The sequence below is a fragment of the Pseudomonas sp. PME37.24/025 genome, from assembly GCF_055556615.1.
In genome coordinates this window covers 135,856-154,829 of the sequence record NZ_JBVHNK010000014.1, presented here as the reverse complement: position 1 = coordinate 154,829, position 18,974 = coordinate 135,856, and the positions used below count along the sequence as shown (strand labels likewise).

Genomic DNA, 18,974 nt, shown 5'->3' with positions numbered 1-18,974 from the left:
ATTCTCCTTGCAGGCACCCATCGGGCCGAAAATAAAAACCCCGCCGAAGCGGGGTTGGGGGGCAAACAAAAAAGCCTATTTGTAAGCGTCGGTAACAACCGTGAAAAGCTTTTCATTGATCAGTTCTACGGTTAACTCTTCAAAAACCATAGAATCTTCGAAACTAGGTGTAGACGATCCTCGAGGTGCACTGCTACTGAAGATATTCACTCGTCGAATGTTTTTGTCGACTGACACTGCAAAATAGGGATCCGGAAAGCCAAAAGCTTGCGTACCTCTTACCAAAAAGCGAATACCTATCGTCTGCGGGCGTGGGCCACTGCCTACCCATTCCCCATCTTTGTATTCATAAATGCTGGTCTGTTTGCCTTTATCCCTAAGCATGCCAGCAAAAGACTCGAGAGCTGGCCGGATTAGCGACTCTATCAGCGCCAGAAACGCTTGAAGGTTTTCCTGCCGAACAGCCTCGCGTTCACGGTTCTCCCGATCAACTTCAGCTTTTTTCTCAGATCGAGCGTTGAAAAACTCATCAAGTTTAGAACTCATATCGTCAGTCATTCCCTGCCCTCTCTCTGCGTTAAGCCCTTACACCAGCGGCAAACAAATGATTGGGGGTTTCCCACCGCATTTTCAAGACCGATACACCCTCCTAATACGTTGAAACGTATATTGTTTTAGGAAAAGCTCCCGCATCTGTCCGAAAATAAAAACCCCGCCGAAGCGGGGTTAAGTGACCGGTTCAGGGAGGCCGGTTGAAGCTGCACAGCACGTGCGAGGTCAGCGCCAAGGCGCAAATTTCATATCGTGGTGACTTTTTACCCTCCGAGTACGGAACCGAAAAGGGGGCATTTTCGGTTATCCAACTCGACACAACTTTGACGCAACTTTGAGGAGACTTTGAGGTAAAACGCCCCGACCAGCGGTCAGCCACTGACGGGCATCGGCACGCTCGGCCAGCACCACCAGCAGCCGCTCATGCAGGCGATGCACCTGGTCGTAGTAAGTCTGTTTCGCCCTCGACTCGAACCCTAACAAATGCAGCTGCATCAACCAGGTCGGTGCCGGATCATCGCCGTAACGCAAACCGGCCAGCCGCATCAATCGATCACCCTGCTCATCCTGCCGCCCAATCTCCGACAGAGCTGCCGCGACTTGCTGGGCGACCGCATCAGGCCCAGCCCCTGCACCGAGGATGATCCGCGATCCCGGTGTGCCGCGAGGCGCCGACCCACCCCACTCCATAATGGTCGCCATCGGGCTGCCCATGCCGCCGCTTTCGCCGTTCAGCCGGCATTGCTCGCCCCAGTGCTTCAAAAGCTCTTCCATTGCCCCGATCATTGCCCTTCCCCCTGAAAAACCGAACCCAACACAGAAAAGCTGCAACCCAACACAAACCCAACACAAATAATTCCCTTCAAAATCAATGCTTTCAATCTATCTGTGTTGAGTGTGTTGGGTTTGTTGGGTTTTTCTGCCTTCGCATAAGAAAAATTTCTGTCTTCTGTTTTCGCTGCAAATAACATCACGCATGCGCGCACGCGACGCCAAACCCAACACACCCAACACACTGCCCGCAAACCCGCGTAATCAAAGCCTCGAAGCTGTGTTGGATAGCCAAAACCAACCCAACACACACCCGACACACCCAACACACTTTTAAGCGCACTCATGCCGCAGCCGCCTTCACGTGTTCCCAGTTGTCAACGTTCCACCCTGCCAGCTTCGCCTGGGCACGCCAGTCGCTGACCGTCTTGCCCAGGTCTGCCGCCTTCAGTGATGGGGGCTGGGAAGCGCCGGGATCATTGGGAAAGAAGAACGCACCAAAGCGCCGGTTACTGCCTTCAGTCCAGGGAATGGACCGGGTTTTATCCACCTCCGAGCCAATGAACAGCGAAAACTTCGTCTGGCTCATCACATGCTCTTTGTTGCGGTGGCACCACTCAAGGAACAGCGAGTAGAGGTCAGTCGAGAGGCACACGCCCCACAAATCGCGCCCCAGATCGCCGTACTTCCAAAGGTTGAGAAATGTTTGCCAACCGGCCCGACTCAACGCCACCAAGCGTTCACGCGCGTCCGTATTCGGCGGCCGGGTGCGCTCGTCGAAGTCGCCCAGGTCAATCGACAGTAGCCAGCCATATAGCGCCGCCACCCCGCCGTTTTTCAGCTCTTGGCCGATAGCCTTCTGGCGAACTTCGGGTAGGGTCTGCTCGGGCCACATCACCAGCATCCGCCGATCACTTTCGCTGATCGGCCACGGCATGATCTCGTTGCTCAGGAACACCGCGTTCATATGGTTAGCTTCTTCCCAGCCATTTATGAACTTAGATTCCATGCGCACCGTTTTGCCGGTGATCAAATGCTTGATCTTGCCCACCTGGTTGTATCGCTGATCGCGGCTAACAACTTCTTCAAACACCGACCACAGCTTGCGGCTTTGCCAGGCATTGAAGTTGCTTTCCAACTGCGTCTGCCCGACTGTCGCGGCGTACTGGCCGTAGAGCATCCCCAGTGCATCGGCGAACAACAGGCTTTTGCCCGAGCCCTCCATGATGGAATGCATCAGAACCGCCGTGTCCATCTTCGCACCCAGGTGCTGAAGCGGGTACGCCATCCACCGGGTTAACCACCGCGCCGCGTCTTCATCGTGGTTGCACAGGAACGAAATCAACCACCGTAGGTTCGCGCAGGCGTCATCGTCCCTGACTGGCTCAAGCGGCAAGCCATCAAACGTATTGATGAAGACACTCGGGTCCTTGGTCATCGTCGGGTCAAAGACAATGTGGTCGACATCGACCACCCGCCGTTCGCTGCTGTTCAACCACAACGGGTACGTGTCGCCCAGCGCCATTTTCACGGCGCCTTCGGCAACGCGGCGTTTCTTCTCTCGATCCCAAACGTCCTTCGTGCCATCGATGTACACGTAACGCTCGGTCGGCGGCATACCGAACGCCCCGCCCTTCTTGCCCGCCATCCGCCGCGACTGCTCGATGTCGCGCACATGGTCATCTGATATCAGCTTGCGGTGCTCGGTATCTTCCGTCCATTGTTTCGCCAGCGGCTTGCCGACACGCGCTTCAAACGCCGACTTCTTCATCACCCGTGACTGGTCGAAGTCCCACACGTGAGTGGTTCCTTCCACCAGCGCATACCGTCGGAGAATCTGTTCAAGCGTCAGCACCTCCCCCGCGCCCCCGTCAGAAGCCGGAGCGGCCTCACTGCCGCCGCCAAGCGCACAGTTCGGCTCGCTCAGGTCACCAGATGGGGTCGGGGGAAGATTACGCGGATCCGGTCGAGAAGAATGCTGCATACCCAGCAACAGCGCCGCGTCCTTGACGGCGCGCGACTGATCACCGCCGTGCTGCAACAAACAGAACACCTCGAACGCATCATTCTGATGACCGTTCGCAAGCGGATCGGCGCCATGGTGCGAATACACCTTGCCGTCACTGATCGTCACACCCGGCACCCCCGTACTGCTGTGTGGATACAGCCACTTACTGCCGCGCTTGATGTAATCATGCGATCGCAGCAGCTCTTCAACGTCGTGGCTGCGATTGAACTCATCGATAACCGAGGGTTTACCCGCCGCGGGCGGTGCTCGCTTGATGACCTTGGCCACCGTTTTTTTCGGCTTGGGCGCCCACGGGCAGGCCGCTTCACCGTCGCGTTTGAAAATGTCCCAGTTTTGCCAGATGGCCAACAGTTCAGTGGTCAGCGTGGGCAAACCATCTGTGGCATTCGGCGGCGTGCGCCAGGAGTACGGCTTGCCAGTGCCCGGATGGATCGACGGCGGGAACACGTCCTGCACCAGGCCAGCACGCAGCTCGAACACAGTGAAGCGCTTGTAATCCTCGGCTTCTGCCTGTGCTGTCGCTTCACCCGCTGCATCGCCCAGCTCTTTCGCCGCCTTTGCTTTCTCTCCCAGCGCCTTGAAAATCGAACCGTCCGGGTCATTTTGATTCGGCCACGAAAGCGAATGCCGGGTCAGCTCGATACCGTCCGGCAACTTGAACATCACGCGGAACCGCAGCGGGTTACCGACAATCGTCGGATACACCACGGCCATCGCATCCAGATCGAGGCCCAGCAGCTCATACAGCACATGCCGCGTCCATTGAACGTCGTCGACATCCAACGAACAGACACGGCTTGGCCCGAGCACGACGCCAAGGTTGTGGTTAGGGTTTCGTTGCCAGAACACTTCAGCCGCGGCAGCATCAGTCATGTAGCCGCCGGGTTTGTTCCACCCCCTGCCTTTCGGGGCCTTTTCGCCAGGCTCAATCGGTACGAGTGCTAGGTTGAGAGATTCGACGTAATGCTTTGCCCACTTCGATATCACTGCTCCCTTAAGCATTCTTGCTTTCCCCATCTTGCGAGATAGGTGTGAAGCAATCAATGATGCTGATTCCCAACGCCTTCAAAAGGAATGAACTATGCCGGCATACGTTGCGAGTCTTGACTGCCCACACTGTAAAACTACCAAAGCAGGCATGAGATCTGAAGTGGCCATCAGTACCGGCGGGGCGTACAGGATCCCCCTGATCTGCCCCCACTGCCATGAAATGGTCATAGTCGGCGGCCAATCGACGATGCAATACGAGAAAACCAATTTCCTGGATTCCGTGGTGTTTAATCTTGACAATGAAAACAGCTACTTCAGGCGAACGGGGCTTCAATATCCGAAAGTAATGAAACGAGAGGTACCTGATGCTGTTCCGGAAAAGATAGGTAATACCTACGAAGAAGCACTCGATAACCTTCATCGACAGAAGTTTGAAACTGCGGTGTTGCTTTGCGGAAAAGCTCTGGATCTGGCTACAAAGGATATGGACCCAGCTTGGAAATTGGACAAGCGCCTCAAAAAGCTTGCTACCGATGGCAAAATCACCGCTGCTATGGCCGACTGGGCTGAAGAAATACGCATAGATCGGAACACGGCAATCCACGATGATGAAGAATTCACCGCGAAAGATGCAGAAGATATCGTTACGTTTACCGAAGCATTTTTGACTTATATATTTACGCTTCCAGCTCTGATCGCCAGCCGGCGGCAGCCTCCCGCAAACACTTGACCGGTCGGCACCTCTCCAAACTGAATTAGAGGATGGAGGATTCATTCCGAGTCCTCCATCGCCTGACGGGCACCCGCCATGATCCCGAGGACTTCGCGGATCACGTCCATCCCCTGCCTTTCCAAGTCCAAGACTTCGTGAAGCTCCCAGACGTTGTCGGCAGCGCCATCGTGCATTGCGGCCACGAACTCGCCAGTCTCACCGAGCAACTTGCCAACGGCTTTCAAGGCATCGCGTGTTGCTGGCACTGGCACCGGGCGATACCAGACCGCCCCTGCCGGGCGCATCAGCGCATCTAGTAAACGAGAATCACCGGTGAGCCGGATCAGCTCTTCAAGCTCATCAGGGTTCAGCCAACGCCGTTCTTCATCGAGCTTGAGTTTCTTCTGGAGGGTGTCGTTATCTAAAACCATGTCAAAGGCAAGGGCGGTGATTCCGCCCTTGTAGTCACGACCAGCGCGATAAATCGCCTGGCGCAGGGGAAGAACCGGACCAGCGTCCGGCAAAAGATCTGTGCGACTCATAACCGTAAATACCCCATTTACGGCCTAGCCATAAGATAGGGCACGCCCTATCCTACGACCACGACCGATGTGCATGTGTTGTGTATCGTCGTAGCTGGGCTGGGGGATTCTTTGGTGAGAGGTCCCAGCCCGGCACCCTTACAAGCGCTCTGTGGCGAAATCACTTAAACAACAGAGCAACCATTTCAATGATTAGCGGGAAACTTTTCTGCGGTCATTGCAACCGTGTGCTTTCATTGAATGGATTCTGGTGCTGCACCGAAAATATCAGGCCGCAGCATGTACCGAGTGACTCTCAACTCAGTAATTCTCTCGATGTCGAGAACACGCTCGGCAGGAACCTGTTTGCGCTTTCGCCAGCCATCTAGAGCTTGGGGGGAAATCCCCAGCTCACGAGCGAGAGCTGACTGGCTGCGAACCTGCTGTCGGAGCATCTCAAAGATATCCATTGGCAACCCCTGATTTAACCCTATGGTTTAAATAATGAGCCAGTGCGTTGTAGACCGTCAACCAAAGATTGAAGATGATCCACAAATGAATGATTTGAACGAAAAAATTCGCTACGCACTCAAGCGCGCTTCTCTGTCCCAAACGGCAGCCGCGCAGCGCATAGGCGTTACGCCTCAATCCGTTTACAAGTGGATCAAAACCGGCAAGATCGAAAAAGCGAACCTTCAAAAACTCGCAGATATCACAGGGCTTCGCATCGATTGGTTTCTCGATACAAACGAAAGAAGTTGGCGTCCTCATGACCCCGAAAGCCTGATGCTTCAGATGCCAGGTGTTCGCCCTATGAAGGAATCCGTTGAGCTTCACCCCTTGCTCAGTTACGCCCAAGCAGCAACGCTGCTTGACCCGAACGAACAAATTGCACCTGCCGACGCAGAGGATTGGCTGGCTTGGCCATATCCTTGCAGTGCTTCTACTTATGCTCTCCCCGTGCGTGGAAGCAGTATGGAGAACGAGTTTTTCGAAAATGAGATCATTTTTGTAGACCCGGCTCGACCTCCGAAATCAGGTGACTTTGTTGTCGCAAAACTTGCGCTGCATCGTGAGGCTTCGCTCAAAAAGCTGCTGCAAGAGGGAGATAATCTATATCTGAAAGCGCAGAACAGAGACTGGCCGGAACCCGTAGTACGCTTGGACGACAGCTGGACTATCTGCGGCGTGGTCATAGGCAAGTTCAAAAAATACTAATATTTAAACCTACGGTTGATTTTTTAAACCCGCCAACCTAATCTGCTCGTACACCTCTCACCAAGAGTACGAGCGATGCCCACTGCACAGCACAAATCCCCTCGCTGCACGGTGTACCTGCACCCGGCAGCCTGCACCAACCCACAAGCCGTTGACACCATCCAAAAAAACACCGGTTTGCTGGTGATTGTCACAGCCTGTTGTCGCCTAGCGTCCGCAAAGATCAACGTTGTCGGCTCCGAGTCACGCCCATTAGGGGGTGATGCAGCATGAAGACACTTCTGTTCGGCCTCGCGGGCGTCGCCCGCTCCGGCAAAGACACCGCCGCGCAGCACCTGGTGAACCAACACGGATTCCAGTCTTACGCGTTCGCCGACCCACTTCGCGATGGTTTGATGCACATCCTCAACTTGAGTCCTTGCGACTTCGAAGGCGAGCAAAAGGAAAGCATCCTGCCGTGGCTAGGCCGCTCTCCACGCTACCTGATGCAGACCCTGGGCACCGAGTGGGGGCGGGACACCGTGCATCCCGAACTGTGGCTGCTGCTGGCCGCGCAGAACCTCGACCTGTTGGCCCGCACTCACGACACAGTTCGCGGGTTCGTGGTCAGCGATCTGCGGTTTGAGAACGAAGCGGAATTCATCCGCCGGCGTGGTGGCGTAGTGATTCACATCCAGCGCACTTCAGTCAAAGCCGTGGTGCCGCACCGCAGCGAACGCGGTATCTGGGGCGCACAGGGCGACTGGTTCCTGCCAAATGACGGGACCATCGAAGACCTTCAAACCAACCTCAACAAGCTTGTGGACACCCTGCACACCCGCGCAGCAGTGGTCTGAGGACAGCGCCATGAACCGCACCCTGGACGAAACCGCCGCAGTGCTCGGCATCAAGCCCCGCGCTTTCCGCACCAGGTTGCGGGAGCTGGGCATCTTGAACAGCAGCGGCGACCTTGCCAGCCAGCACCGCGACCGGGGCTACCTGTACTCGGACCCGCGCAGCACCTTGATTCCGTCGATCAACAAATGCCGCCATTACACCGTAGTGATGGTGAAAGAAGATGGGGTCAGTTGGTTGGCTAAGAAGCTGGGAATCACCATCACCAAGAAGGACGCCGCCGCATGAAAACCAATCAACTCAACGCCTACACCCAGGCGCTTGGCGCCTTGAAGCTGATCCCGATCTACCTCAACTGCCCCGGCGTCATCAGTCGCGCAACGCTGCTGGGCGCCTCGACCGAAGCGGTCCAGTTGCTGGACAACATGCCGGCGCTCAGTACCGAACTCGCAGAAGTGTTCCGTTGCGTCAACAACGTGATCCACGAAGGCCAGATCGCCTACGTTACCCCGACCAACTCGCCCGAATATCCATTCGGCGCGGTGGTCGCTGACGCAAAGGGCAACGTCTGCGCCGCCGGCATGGGCAAAAGCAAAGAAAGCCTCGCCGAACTGATCCGCCTTAAGCTGGTGTCCCCAACGGAGGGGTTCGGGGAGGACGCAGCGTGAGCGACACCCTCGATCAACTCCGCAAACAGTTCGCCACGCCCTGCCCGTCCCTGACCGCAGTGCGGGAACAGTACTTCACGCACATCCGCACCGACCGCCACCTACTGGGCGAGATCAAGGCCGGCCGCATCGCGCTGGTCGTGACGCGCCTGCACTGTTCGGTGCGGGCAAAACCGGTGGTGTACCTGCACAACCTGGCCGCTTACCTCGACGCCCAAGCGACGAAAGCAGCAGCCTGATTCAACGGTGGCCCCTGCCGTCCAGGGACAAACAACATGCACTCAATTAGGCAGAGCACATGAAACCAACAGACACCGCCGAATTCATCGGTGAACTCAACGCAGGCGTCTTCGCAAATCAGATCGGCCACGCGCTTTCCGAAGTGGCAACGGGCGTTGTCGATAACGGCAAAGTCGGGTCAGTCACCCTGACTTTCACCCTGAAGCAGATCGCCGACAGCCACCAGGTCACCATCAACCATAAGCTCGCCTACAAAGTGCCAACGAAACGCGGCAGCCGCAGCGAAGACACCACGCTCGACACACCTATGCACGTCAACGAGGGCGGGCGCCTGACGCTATTTGCTGAAGCACCCCGGGCGGGCCAGCTGTTCAACCGAGCCAACGCACCGATTCACGCCAAGTCCTAAGCTACCCAGCTCCATACCTCTCGCCAAAAGGAAATCGATCCGATGGAAGCCAAAGCAATTCAGTTGATTCAAGACACCGCCGTTCTCGCCTACGCCAAGCAGCTCAACACCTTCACCCCTACGCTGGTACTGCCGTCTGACCAGAAGATTCACAGCATCGAGAAATTCCAAGCCACTCGCAGTCGGTTCCGTGGCGCGCTGACCACCCACTCATTGCTGGATTTCGGCAACTACGTTATGGAGCAAAGCGCCGAGATCGTTGCTTCTGGTTTTGTCGATGCAGAATCCATGTCATGCACCGTGATTTTCAACCTGGGCGACACCAAAGCACCAGGGCACGGCGACTTCACTGCCACCCTAAACCTGAGAAAAACCGCTGCGTTCCGAGCGCTGGAGCGTGCTGCCTCCATCCAATTCGCGCAGAAAGACCTGAGCGACTGGATCGAGGATTGGGCGTCGAACCTCCAGACCCTTGCAGCCGATGACAGCCACATTGATTTGCGCAAAGCCGCGAGCGCCATCCGCTCTATCAGCATCGAGCAAGCACGTAAGAGCGAGCACGTCGTCGGTGACCTGAGTGCATCCCGTTCAGCGATGGACCAGATCGAAGCCAAGTCCTCGGAAGGCCTGCCCGCAGAATTCCTGTTCACCGTCGAGCCATACGAAGGACTGAAGGTCCAGATCATCCGTCTTCGTGTTGCCGTTCTCACCGGTGGTGACAAGCCACTACTCCGTCTGCGCTGGATTGGCGAAGAGCAACTGCGCGAAGACTTGGCCCAAGAGTTCAAGGATGTCGTGCAACAGGAAGTTGGCGGCGGCGCGAACCTGACCATCGGCAGCTTCAACCTCGGTTAACCACCATGCAACACCCCGCCGCCGGCCTCTCACCAAGAATCCCGGCGGCGGGCTCTACTGAGGTACACAGCACATGACCGTATTTGAAAATAGAGAAACCGCGTCCCAGCTAACCAGTGAAACCCTGACCGAGGACGAACTGGCAGCAATAACGGGCTACAAAATCCCATCCTGCCAGCGTCAGTGGCTGAGTAGCAATCACTGGGAGTTCGCGCTGACCGGCGCCCAACGCCCAGTCGTCGGCAGGATTTATGCCAGACTAAAACTGGCCGGCGTCAAACCCACGGCAAACAACGCCGTAGCCAAGACCTGGACTCTCGACCTTTCGCGTGTGGGCTGACGATGCGACAGAAAAAAACAGCAAACCGCGACCTGCCGCCACGGATGATCCGGCGTACCCGCAAAAGAAAAGGCGGCACCGAATGGACTGGCTATTACTACAACGGCAGGGACGCCGACGGTAAGCGTGTCGAGATCCCGCTGGGCGGCGATCTGGACGAAGCCAAGATCGAATGGGCGCGCCTCGATCGCAAAGCTGTCCCTAAGCCGGCCCATTTGATGGGCCGTCTGTTCGACGATTACGAGTCGAAGGTAATGCCTCGGCTAACCTCTGGCACCCAGGATGACTATAGAAAAGGCTTGAGGCAGTTACGCAACGCTTTTGAGTCTGCCCCACTTGAGTCCATGACCCCGCAAGTGATTGCACAATATCGCGATGCCAGATCGGCCAAGGTTCGGGCGAATCGGGAAATCGCCCTGCTGTCCACAATGTTCACCTTCGCTCGAGAATGGGGTCTTACCGATAAGGCAAATCCTTGCATTGGCATGCGCCGAAACAAAGAGACGCCGCGGGACTTTTACGCTGGAAAAATAGTGTGGGATGCGGTGTACGCACAAGCCCCGCTCGAACTTAAGGACGCCATGGACCTGGCTTATTTGACAGGGCAACGGCCGGCTGACGTGTTGAAAGCATCGGAGGCAGACATCAACAACGGGTTCTTAATGGTTGGCCAAGGCAAAACCCAGAAACGACTACGGATCCGCTTACATGATGGTGCCGCCGCCTCCGACCTCAGCACCTTCCTGGATGCATTACTAGAGCGCAAAGCCATCGCTGGCATCAAAAGCTCAAACTTAATAACCAACCAGAATGGACTACGCATGAGCTATGCGATGCTGAGAAATCGCTGGGATGAAGCGAGGGACAAGGCTGCGACAAAAGCAATGAGCGAGGGTGACTCAACGTTAGCTTCCGCGGTACGCCAGTTTCAGTTCCGCGATATACGACCAAAGGCGGCCAGTGAAATCGACAATATTGAGCAAGCCAGCCGTTTGCTAGGACATTCAACACAAGAGATAACTAAAAAAATTTATCGTCGAGTTGGTGAAATTGTGAACCCTACAAAGTAAGCCTTTAACAAAAGCCAACAAGCTTAAGACGCTCTAACACTAAACACTGATCTTACACCAAGTAACTCGCACAAAATATGAAGCCAAGGTCTGTGCCTTGGCTTCATATCCACCATTTAAAATCCTTAAAGCAATCAACATATGCTCCAACTAAGACTCTTTACACTTATCTTTACACTCAAGATCCGCCAAGGTTTTAGCCTCATTATCATTTGCAGCCTGAACTGTTATTGTTTTTTTTGAACTATCGCTACAAGTACATTCATATGTGTATTTAAAATTCCCCAATGGACCTGACGCTTCCTTCTTAATAAACTTTGCCGCTGCCATTTTCACTCTCCAGATGAGACACCAAATCAAGGCGCAATAAAGTCTTTCCACCCTGGACTTTTTACCTCTGTCAAAGTAGACAGTCCGGGTATCATGCACTGAATCACTGTATTTAAATGATCATCAACACACCGCTGAAAAACAGCTTTAAAAGCTGCTACCGCAGCGGAGAAATTCAGAAGCGCAACACCTACAACCGCACCAGAAAGTGCTGCACGAATCGCACATGTCTCCAACACCTTCATAATCACATCATTAACTTCATCTGTATTATCTGGGTGCCTCATATACGCCCAAAGATTGAGTTGCGAAAACCGTATCTGAATGACTGGAACCTGTATCCTGATCGATATTTCATTACCGCAATCGTCGCGATAAAGAACAAGCCTCTTCTCGCGCCATACCAACATAAACTCAGGATACTCAAATAAAGTCAGTATTTTATAATTATGCTGCTTGAATGTTCCACCGCAATCTAGTTTTTCTGCCTCTTGCTTTGATATGCCTTCTAACGCCTCTTCTGGATCTGCTCCCGGACTGAGCTCCCGCTCATGGAGCGTGTCTTTTTTGGTATCTGGAAATCCGGCAACTACCTCAGACCGAATACGCGTCACTACAAAGTGTTTCTGCGCGAGCCAACCACCGGCGTTATCACCAATTCGCTCGCCTTCATCGGATCGATCACGAGGGTTCGGATAAACTTTTCCATTTGCACTATTATAGTACATAGCCAGTGCGGCATCCCGAACAGTATCATAAGACTTCCCATCACCAATTTTTTCAGCCGAAAATACATATGCAATAACAAACATATTTCTTTTTAAGCCAGGCACATCCGCCAGTTTTTTTTCCGCGTATTCATCGACAGGACCATGCACAGCATAGCTATAACCATTAAACGCAGACTCCACCGCACTAATCATATTTTCGGTAGGCACCTCTCCCATTTCTTTGAAGTAAAGATAAGCCCACACAGATATTTTAAGTTTCTGTTCTTGAGGCACAGCAACTTGCAGATCAGAGATCACCGTCATATCAGGACGATCGCCCTCCGTAACCATGTAATGCTCTAACAACGTCCAAAACATTACCACTGGAGACGACACACCGCTATCATCCATCAATTTATCAAATGATCCAGCAAAACGCCCCTGCACGGAAGAAAGTCTAAAGCCACTTTGCTTAGGCGGACTTTCGTAATAGATACTTCCCGCTCCTTGTTGCTGATCAGTTATGAATTTATTCATTTCCTCGGTGTTCAGATTCGGCTGAAACCCTTGAGGTATCATGATATTAGTCCTGTGCTGGCTGATTATTAATTATTACTTCAGTAATTCTACTAGCCAAAAGGAGTCTAGACGATGAAATTTAGGCCAAAGTCAACAACGAAAGTAATATTTTGGAATAACAACTATCGCGCATTTTCTTGAAAATAAGAGCGCAGACACTAGCGGTGTACTAGATGTCTAAGAGGGGAATCAGATGAGATACAGGTTCGACATTGGACGGTGATCATAATTTCAATAATTGCGGAACACCCGACAAAAATTGCGGAACACTTCACTTTCCTTGCGACATAAAAAAACCCCGTAACTCATTGAGTTACGGGGTTTTTAATAGTGGAGGCCGAAGTCGGAATCGAACCGGCGTAGGTGGATTTGCAATCCACTGCATAACCATTTTGCTATTCGGCCTCAAACATCTGACGTCAATAACACAACATCAAACGTGTAAACTCGTATCTGGAAACAAGATACTAATCTAGCTTCCAACCCTTTGAAATCTAAGGGGTTTTCGTGTTCCCTAAGCAGGAATGGACGCAATTCTGGACTGGTTCGAAAGGCATGTCAAGAAGCGGAGGAAAATAATTCGAGATGCGCGATCGCCAATACCCGGTCGCTTTCGAGCCTAACACTTCAGCGCCACAGAAAACGCTACCTATCGCAAGATGAGTGTCGGCTTTTGATCTTGCTTGTGTTTTCCCTCTTCAATGACTGACCGCCACCACCCGCTGCAGCCGCTGTCGATACTGACTGGGCGTCTCCTGCATTTCATGTCGGAAGTGTCGATTGAAGTTCGACAGGTTGGCATACCCCACTTCAAAGCAGATATCTGCAACGCTGAAACTGCTTTGCGCCAGCAACCGGCAGGCGCGCTGGACTCGCAGTTTGCGCGTCAGGTCGACGAAGGTATGGCCCGTGGCGCGCTTGAAGAATTTGGAGAAGGCCGGTTCGTTCATGTCCAGGCGCTGGGCGATGACGGACATGCGCAACTCATCCGCGAGGTCGTTGAGGATGTAATCGAAGACAATACTCATGCGCTGGGCCGTCAATGCGTCGAGCATCGGCGCATATTGCAGGCTGGCGAGCGTCTGTCGCTCGCTGTCGGGGGCTGACGCCAGTAATTGCAGTAACGACAGGAACAGGCACAACCGCTGCAATCCTTCGCACTGGCCCATGTCTTCCAGCAGTCGGGCCGCTTTCTTGCGGGTAACGCCGTGAAATTCGATGCCCTGGGCCGCTTGGCGAAACAGGCTTTGCAATTCGCTGAGTTCAGGGACCTTGTCGCGCAGTTGCATCAGCATCTGACCATCGAATTGCAACACGACGTCGCGGCCGGCAATCACCTCCCCTTTGCCCAGATCGCTGATCCAGTCGTGTGGCAGGCCAGGGCCGATCAGGGCGACATGGCCGGCCTCGAACAGGCCGATGTAGTCACCGGCCAACAGCCGTCCGCTGCCTTCGCGGATCAGGTGGATCTCGAATTCCGGATGATGGTTCCAGCGGGCAAGGTCGAAGGGATAGTCATGCTCATACCAACGAAAGCTGTGCTGGGGCTCGTTCAGAATGACTTCAAGCGCTGGCGGCTTGTCTGCTGTTACGTGATGGTTCATCACCCTGGCGATTCCATTTTTGTTGGTTTTATCAAGGCTACCGCGAAGCCCGGGACGAGTCGAAGCTGATCCGAAACTCCACGGCGCTGTTATCAGATTCACCCTAAACAGGCAGCAAGCCTAGCGCGCTGCATGGCGGCCACTGATACTTTTTTTCCATGGTCCTGCGTGGTTAAAAAAGTATCAGTGCCGCGTATGCCGTTCATTTGTTCACCGCTTGGGTTGCTGTAATCCTGTGGTCATCCCGTTGCGGCTATGACTCGCACCGTGGACTACAACAACAATAAGAGCCTCTGCCCCCAAGGCGCAGAGCGGAGAACACGATGAAGATCATTCCAAATGCGTTTTTTCTGTCCGCCGGCCTGTCCTCTGCCCTGCTCTGCCAGGCTGCCGAAACGGTGACCATCGCCACCGTGAACAACAGCGACATGATCCGCATGCAGCGGCTGTCCAAAACATTCGAACAGCTGCACCCGGACGTGACGCTCAACTGGGTGGTACTCGAAGAGAACGTGTTGCGTCAGCGCCTGACCACTGACATTGCCACTCAGGGCGGTCAATTCGATGTGCTGACCATCGGCACCTACGAAACACCATTGTGGGGCGCCAAGCATTGGCTGGAACCGTTGAAAGACCTGCCCGCCAGCTATGACCTCGAGGATATTTTCCCCTCGGTTCGTCAGGGACTGTCGGTCAACAACACCCTCTACGCCCTGCCGTTCTATGGCGAAAGCACCATCACCTATTATCGAACCGACCTGTTCAAGGACGCTGGCCTGAGTATGCCCGAGCACCCGACCTGGACGCAGCTCGGCGAGTTCGCCGGCAAGCTGCACCAGCCGGATAAAGAGCAGTATGGAATGTGCCTGCGCGGCAAGGCCGGTTGGGGTGAAAACATGGCCCTGCTGACCACCATGTCCAACGCTTTTGGTGCGCGCTGGTTCGACGAGCAATGGCAGCCGCAACTCACCGGGCCGCAATGGACCGCTGCGGCCAACTTCTACGTCAACACCCTCAAGCAGTACGGCCCGCCGGGTGTTTCGAGTAATGGTTTCAACGAGACGCTGGCCCTGTTCAACAGCGGCAAATGCGCGATCTGGGTCGATGCCAGCGTCGCCGGTTCCTTCATCACCGACAAAACCCAAAGCAAAGTGGCTGACCACGTCGGCTTCGTTGCGGCGCCCACGCAAGTCACCGACAAGGGCTCGTCCTGGCTCTATGCCTGGTCGCTCGCCATCCCTGCGACGTCCAAACACAAAGAAGCCGCCAAAGCCTTTGTGACATGGGCGACCTCCAAGGAATACATCCAACTGGTCGCCGAGAAGGATGGCATCACCAACGTACCGCCGGGCACACGGATGTCTACCTATAACGATGCTTACTTGCAGGCCGCGCCCTTCGCCAGTGTCACGCTGAAAATGATGCAGCACGCCGACCCTGCGCACCCGTCAGTCCAACCCGTGCCCTATGTCGGTATCCAGTACGTGACCATTCCTGAGTTCCAGGCCATCGGCACGTCGGTCGGCAAGCTACTGTCTGCGGCGCTCACCGGGCAGATGCCGGTTGAGCAGGCTTTGGCCTCGGCCCAGCAAACCACCGAACGCGAAATGAAGCGCGCTGGTTATCCCAAGTAGCAACGGCTTGGGGCAATTTCTGTGGGAGCGGGCTTGTGTGGCGAGGGGCTTGCCCCGTCGGGTCGCAAAGCGACCCTGAAACCAGTCACCGCGATCTTTAGTCAGCAACGCGTTGTCTGGTTTACGACTGCTTCGCAGCCGAACGGGGGCAAGCCCCCTCGCCACACAAGCCCGCTCCTACAAGGGTTCTTCGCAGACTCACGACTGCTTTTAATGCCCTCAACGGGGGCGTCTCTTTAGCTCTAACGATTGGATGGAAAAAATGAAACGTCTGGAAGGAAAAAGCGCCCTTATCACCGGTTCTGCCAGAGGCATCGGAAGAACGTTCGCGCAAGCCTATATCCGCGAAGGCGCTACGGTCGCGATCGCAGACATCAACCTTGAGCGTGCGCAAGCCACCGCGGCCGAGCTAGGGCCGAATGCCTATGCGGTCGAGATGGACGTGACCGATCAGCAATCAATCGACGGCGCCATCGCGGCGGTCATCGCTACCGCAGGCAAGCTCGATATCCTGATCAACAACGCGGCACTGTTTGATCTCGCGCCGATTACGGAGATTTCTCGCGAGAGCTACGAACGGCTGTTCTCGATCAACGTGTCCGGCACCCTGTTCACGCTGCAGGCCGCGGCCAAGCAGATGATCCGCCAGGGCCACGGCGGCAAGATCATCAATATGGCCAGTCAGGCCGGTCGACGCGGTGAAGCGCTTGTTGCGGTGTATTGCGCGACCAAAGCGGCGGTGATCAGCCTCACGCAATCGGCCGGCCTCAATCTCATTCCCCATAAGATCAATGTGAATGCCATCGCACCGGGCGTGGTGGACGGTGAGCATTGGGATGGCGTCGACGCGCTGTTCGCCAAATATGAAAACCGGCCGCTTGGGGAAAAGAAAAAGCTGGCGGGCCAGGAAGTTCCCTACGGACGTATGGGTACGGCAGACGATCTTGTCGGTATGGCGATCTTCCTGGCATCGGCCGAGAGCGATTACATTGTGGCGCAGACTTACAACGTCGATGGTGGCAACTGGATGAGCTGACTCGCATTGAACCCGACTTGAAGCCCGTACCGAACAGGCCATGTCTACTGCACGGTAGACATGGCCTTCTTACGCCGCCTTGCACATCAATCAATCCAGGGCCAGCCCATGCCTCAAAGGCGAAACCGGTCCACTGACTGCGAGAGCTGACCCACCAAAGTGGACAGCTCATCGGTGGTCGAGGCCGTCTGGTTGATGACTTTGCTGTTGCCTTCGGACATGCCGGCAATCATTTCCACCTGATGAGCGATTTCGTTACTGGCCAGGCTCTGTTCACCGATCGTGCGGCTGATGTCATTGACCAGTTCAGTGGTGCTGAGCGTGGCCTGGAGGATTTCACGAATAGCGCGCTCGACGTCGGAGGTCACTGCCATGCCTTTGTCGACCTGCGCGACGCCCGCCTCCATGCTAGTGACTGCCTCGCGGGTGCTTTGCTGGATGCGTGCGACCATGGCGGCGATTTCCTGGGTGGAGGCGCTGGTGCGGCCCGCCAGGCTGCGCACCTCATCGGCCACCACGGCAAAACCTCGGCCCTGTTCACCGGCGCGGGCGGCTTCGATGGCGGCGTTTAGCGCCAGCAAGTTGGTTTGATCGGCAATGCCCTTGATCACCTGAATGATGCTGAAAATCCCCTCGGACTCCTTGTCCAGGGTGCGGATCACCTGAGCCGATTGCTGCGCCGAACGCGCAATACCGTCCATGTCGCTGACCACCTGATGAATCACCCGACCGCCGTCCTTGGCCAGTTCCTCGGCCTGGTTGGCCATGTCCAGTGCGCGCTCGGCATGCCGGGTGATTTCCTCGATGCTCGCGGTCATCTCACTGGCGGCTGCGGCCATGGTGCTGGCGGCGACGCTTTGCTGCTGACTGCTGCCCGCGACCTGATGGCAGCCACTGCTCAATTGCTGGCTCATGCCGCTCACGCCATGGGCGTTGCTGCGAACCACTTCGATCATGCCCCGCAGGTCGCGTTGCATGGTCGCCAGGCTGCGAATCAAGGTGCTGGCTTCGTCCTTGCGGGTGGGCTCGACGATAGGCTCGCTCAGGTTGCCATGGGCGATGCTGTCGGCAATCCGGCTGGCGATCTGCAACGGCCCCATAATGCTCAGGATGACCCAACGCCCTTGGGCAAGCAGCAATAACAAACTGGCGATGAGGACCGTGCCGAGAGTGAAATTGGCATTGCTGATAGCTTGCTGAGTGCCCGCACTGGTCTGTTGGGTGTTGGTTTCGATCAGCTCGCTGAGAGCGCCCATCTGGTCTTCCAGTTGGCTGAACGCGGTATTGAACGTGCCGAGTTGCTGCTGTGCGGTATCCGGATTTTCCAGCGCCAGCGCGACAATGCGTTCGGCGGCACCGATGTATGAATCCAGGCTGGGCTTGATCTTGCCCAGCGCTGCCTTGAGGGTGTCGTTGACCGGCAGCTTGAGGTTGTCGCCAAGCATCTCCCGAAAATGCCCTGCATGCTCATCGAGGGAGCTGCGCACTTCTGCTTTGCTACTGTCGCTTTTACCCAGCCCGACCAGCATTGCCGACAGCACATCCGCGCGCAGCGCATCGTGCATCATGTCGGCTTCGAGGTGGTTGCGCAGCGCGGTCATGCTGACCTCGTTGTCACTCACCGCTTCAGCCATCCGGGTATTGCCCAGATAGCTGACCAGGCTCACGATCAGGGCGGCGAGCAAACTGGTGCCGATCAACAAAAACAAACGCAATTTTATGGACATTTGATGATTCCCCTGACGGCATCTGCATGCTCGGCTAACGTGCTTTGCTCCTGGGGTTATCGACTGTTCCCACCGGTTAATTAGGCCTATTTCCACTCAAGCCGTTTTAATCGACCTGCGGTATGCCTTATCGCGTTTTGATCTT

The 18,974-nt window shown here is 55.2% G+C and carries 22 protein-coding genes, 1 tRNA gene and 1 pseudogene; 12 read left to right on the top strand and 12 right to left on the bottom strand.

Annotation, left to right across the window (positions count from 1 at the left end; translation table 11 throughout):
* Positions 1-75: 75 nt before the first annotated feature.
* The 4 genes from ACZ3HH_RS24305 to ACZ3HH_RS24290 form a co-directional block, all read right to left on the bottom strand.
* Positions 76-558 (bottom strand): hypothetical protein, encoded by a 483-nt coding sequence (locus ACZ3HH_RS24305; protein ID WP_465808424.1) that lies wholly within the window; start codon positions 556-558, stop codon positions 76-78.
* A 297-nt stretch (positions 559-855) separates the two neighbouring features.
* Positions 856-1,326 (bottom strand): hypothetical protein, encoded by a 471-nt coding sequence (locus tag ACZ3HH_RS24300; protein ID WP_465808422.1) that lies wholly within the window; start codon positions 1,324-1,326, stop codon positions 856-858.
* Between the two features lie 8 nt (positions 1,327-1,334).
* Positions 1,335-1,670: a hypothetical protein gene (locus tag ACZ3HH_RS24295; RefSeq protein ID WP_465808420.1), complete on the bottom strand. Its 336-nt coding sequence runs from the start codon at positions 1,668-1,670 to the stop codon at positions 1,335-1,337.
* Complete coding sequence (locus tag ACZ3HH_RS24290) at positions 1,667-4,354, bottom strand: bifunctional DNA primase/polymerase (protein WP_465808418.1); 2,688 nt, start codon at positions 4,352-4,354, stop codon at positions 1,667-1,669. The genes ACZ3HH_RS24295 and ACZ3HH_RS24290 overlap by 4 nt, the downstream gene beginning before the upstream one ends.
* A gap of 79 nt (positions 4,355-4,433) precedes the next feature.
* Between ACZ3HH_RS24290 and ACZ3HH_RS24285 the strand changes: the two genes are divergently transcribed.
* Positions 4,434-5,072 (top strand): DUF4145 domain-containing protein, encoded by a 639-nt coding sequence (locus ACZ3HH_RS24285; RefSeq protein ID WP_465808416.1) that lies wholly within the window; start codon positions 4,434-4,436, stop codon positions 5,070-5,072.
* Between the two features lie 41 nt (positions 5,073-5,113).
* Here the strand turns inward: ACZ3HH_RS24285 and ACZ3HH_RS24280 are convergent, their stop codons facing one another.
* Positions 5,114-5,596: a phage regulatory CII family protein gene (locus tag ACZ3HH_RS24280; protein ID WP_465808414.1), complete on the bottom strand. Its 483-nt coding sequence runs from the start codon at positions 5,594-5,596 to the stop codon at positions 5,114-5,116.
* A 233-nt stretch (positions 5,597-5,829) separates the two neighbouring features.
* Positions 5,830-6,045 (bottom strand): Cro/CI family transcriptional regulator, encoded by a 216-nt coding sequence (locus ACZ3HH_RS24275; protein ID WP_465808412.1) that lies wholly within the window; start codon positions 6,043-6,045, stop codon positions 5,830-5,832.
* Positions 6,046-6,079: 34 nt separating this feature from the next.
* Here ACZ3HH_RS24275 and ACZ3HH_RS24270 point away from each other — a divergent pair, with 34 nt between their 5' ends.
* The 9 genes from ACZ3HH_RS24270 to ACZ3HH_RS24230 all read left to right on the top strand — a co-directional run bounded on the left by ACZ3HH_RS24270 (position 6,080) and on the right by ACZ3HH_RS24230 (position 11,209).
* Positions 6,080-6,793, top strand: a complete 714-nt coding sequence (locus tag ACZ3HH_RS24270) for a LexA family protein (RefSeq protein ID WP_465808410.1) — start codon at positions 6,080-6,082, stop codon at positions 6,791-6,793.
* Between the two features lie 269 nt (positions 6,794-7,062).
* The gene (locus ACZ3HH_RS24265) at positions 7,063-7,629 is read left to right on the top strand and encodes a deoxynucleotide monophosphate kinase family protein (protein WP_465808409.1); all 567 of its coding nucleotides are present in this window, start codon (positions 7,063-7,065) and stop codon (positions 7,627-7,629) included.
* 10 nt (positions 7,630-7,639) lie between these two features.
* Positions 7,640-7,915: a hypothetical protein gene (locus ACZ3HH_RS24260; protein WP_465808408.1), complete on the top strand. Its 276-nt coding sequence runs from the start codon at positions 7,640-7,642 to the stop codon at positions 7,913-7,915.
* On the top strand, positions 7,912-8,295 hold the full coding sequence (locus tag ACZ3HH_RS24255) for a hypothetical protein (protein WP_465808407.1): 384 nt from the start codon (positions 7,912-7,914) through the stop codon (positions 8,293-8,295). Before ACZ3HH_RS24260 ends, ACZ3HH_RS24255 begins: the two co-directional genes overlap by 4 nt.
* Complete coding sequence (locus ACZ3HH_RS24250; RefSeq protein WP_465808406.1) at positions 8,292-8,534, top strand: pyocin activator PrtN family protein; 243 nt, start codon at positions 8,292-8,294, stop codon at positions 8,532-8,534. Before ACZ3HH_RS24255 ends, ACZ3HH_RS24250 begins: the two co-directional genes overlap by 4 nt.
* Positions 8,535-8,593: 59 nt before the next feature.
* Positions 8,594-8,944, top strand: coding sequence for a hypothetical protein (locus ACZ3HH_RS24245; RefSeq protein ID WP_465808404.1), 351 nt, complete (start codon positions 8,594-8,596; stop codon positions 8,942-8,944).
* Positions 8,945-8,986: 42 nt separating this feature from the next.
* Complete coding sequence (locus ACZ3HH_RS24240) at positions 8,987-9,799, top strand: DUF2303 family protein (RefSeq protein ID WP_465808402.1); 813 nt, start codon at positions 8,987-8,989, stop codon at positions 9,797-9,799.
* Between the two features lie 73 nt (positions 9,800-9,872).
* Positions 9,873-10,139, top strand: coding sequence for a DUF4224 domain-containing protein (locus tag ACZ3HH_RS24235; RefSeq protein ID WP_465808400.1), 267 nt, complete (start codon positions 9,873-9,875; stop codon positions 10,137-10,139).
* Positions 10,140-10,141: 2 nt separating this feature from the next.
* A complete protein-coding gene (locus ACZ3HH_RS24230; protein WP_465808398.1) occupies positions 10,142-11,209 on the top strand; it encodes a tyrosine-type recombinase/integrase in 1,068 nt (355 codons plus the stop codon).
* A gap of 150 nt (positions 11,210-11,359) precedes the next feature.
* Here the strand turns inward: ACZ3HH_RS24230 and ACZ3HH_RS24225 are convergent, their stop codons facing one another.
* From ACZ3HH_RS24225 to ACZ3HH_RS24210, 4 genes are all read right to left on the bottom strand, one after another.
* Positions 11,360-11,539: a hypothetical protein gene (locus ACZ3HH_RS24225; protein WP_465808396.1), complete on the bottom strand. Its 180-nt coding sequence runs from the start codon at positions 11,537-11,539 to the stop codon at positions 11,360-11,362.
* A 26-nt stretch (positions 11,540-11,565) separates the two neighbouring features.
* Positions 11,566-12,828 (bottom strand): hypothetical protein, encoded by a 1,263-nt coding sequence (locus tag ACZ3HH_RS24220; protein WP_465808394.1) that lies wholly within the window; start codon positions 12,826-12,828, stop codon positions 11,566-11,568.
* Positions 12,829-13,159: 331 nt separating this feature from the next.
* Positions 13,160-13,233: transfer RNA gene (locus tag ACZ3HH_RS24215), tRNA-Cys, on the bottom strand.
* 293 nt (positions 13,234-13,526) lie between these two features.
* The gene (locus ACZ3HH_RS24210; protein WP_465808392.1) at positions 13,527-14,432 is read right to left on the bottom strand and encodes a helix-turn-helix domain-containing protein; all 906 of its coding nucleotides are present in this window, start codon (positions 14,430-14,432) and stop codon (positions 13,527-13,529) included.
* Between the two features lie 323 nt (positions 14,433-14,755).
* Between ACZ3HH_RS24210 and ACZ3HH_RS24205 the strand changes: the two genes are divergently transcribed.
* Both ACZ3HH_RS24205 and ACZ3HH_RS24200 read left to right on the top strand, forming a co-directional pair.
* A complete protein-coding gene (locus ACZ3HH_RS24205) occupies positions 14,756-16,066 on the top strand; it encodes an ABC transporter substrate-binding protein (protein WP_465808390.1) in 1,311 nt (436 codons plus the stop codon).
* Positions 16,067-16,328: 262 nt separating this feature from the next.
* Positions 16,329-17,102, top strand: a complete 774-nt coding sequence (locus ACZ3HH_RS24200; protein ID WP_465808388.1) for an L-iditol 2-dehydrogenase — start codon at positions 16,329-16,331, stop codon at positions 17,100-17,102.
* Positions 17,103-17,215: 113 nt separating this feature from the next.
* On the opposite strand, the gene ACZ3HH_RS24195 is transcribed toward ACZ3HH_RS24200, so the two are convergent.
* Both ACZ3HH_RS24195 and ACZ3HH_RS24190 read right to left on the bottom strand, forming a co-directional pair.
* The gene (locus tag ACZ3HH_RS24195) at positions 17,216-17,941 is read right to left on the bottom strand and encodes a methyl-accepting chemotaxis protein (protein ID WP_465808504.1); all 726 of its coding nucleotides are present in this window, start codon (positions 17,939-17,941) and stop codon (positions 17,216-17,218) included.
* 132 nt (positions 17,942-18,073) lie between these two features.
* Positions 18,074-18,829 (bottom strand): annotated as a pseudogene (locus ACZ3HH_RS24190) (MCP four helix bundle domain-containing protein); the annotation flags it as partial.
* Positions 18,830-18,974: the final 145 nt, after the last annotated feature.